The organism is Corynebacterium sp. 122RC1 (genome assembly GCF_024580955.1).
Classification (GTDB): Bacteria; Actinomycetota; Actinomycetes; order Mycobacteriales; family Mycobacteriaceae; genus Corynebacterium; species Corynebacterium kozikiae.
Genome location: NZ_JANIKD010000054.1, coordinates 1 through 744, shown reverse-complemented (window position 1 = coordinate 744; position 744 = coordinate 1). Strand labels below are relative to the sequence as shown.

The 744-nt window shown below is 51.1% G+C and carries 1 protein-coding gene; it reads left to right on the top strand.

Annotated elements, in window-relative coordinates; all coding sequences use genetic code 11:
• On the top strand, positions 1–685 hold a 685-nt coding region (locus tag NQ050_RS11015; RefSeq protein WP_257039387.1), incomplete at its 5' end, for an IS3 family transposase.
• Between the last annotated feature and the right edge of the window lie 59 nt (positions 686–744).

The following is a 744-nucleotide window of genomic DNA, read 5'->3' as shown; positions in this document are numbered from 1 at the left end:
CTACGGTGCGAAGAGAATCACCGCTGAACTGAACTCCCAGAAGGGGTTTGTTTCGGTGAATCATAAGCGTGTAGCCAGGGTTATGAAAAACATGAGCCTACGTGGCTACACCAAGCGTAGGAAAGTGACCACCACGTGGCGCAGAAAGCATGCCAGGGTGTTTGCTGACCTTGTGAACAGGGATTTCACTGCTTCAAGGCCGAATGAAGTCTATGTTGGCGATATCACTTACCTGCCGATTCAAGGTGGTGCCAACATGTTCTTAGCTACCGTCATTGACTGCTACTCCAGGAGGTTGGTGGGATTCGCGATCGCGGATCACATGCGCACCGACTTGGTGATTGAGGCTATGGACATGGCTTATCGTGAACGAGGAAGCCTTGACGGTGCGATCTTTCATACAGATCATGGCAGCGTCTACACCAGTGAAGCGTTCAAGGATTACTGCGCCACTCATAGGGTGCAGCAGTCTATGGGTTCTGTGGGTACCAGTGCCGATAACTCGTTGGCGGAGTCTTTTAACGCGACGGTGAAACGGGAAGTATTGCAGGATCGGAAAGTATTTTCCACGATGCTGGAATGCAGGCAACAGGTATTTAGATTCTGCGTAAGGTACAACACCAAAAGGCGTCACTCCTGGTGTGGATACCTGTCACCAAAAGAGTTTGAAGCCAAGACCGCGTGAGCTAACATAATCCCATCATATTGACCACCCGATGTGTCTACTTTCCGGGGGTCGGCCCC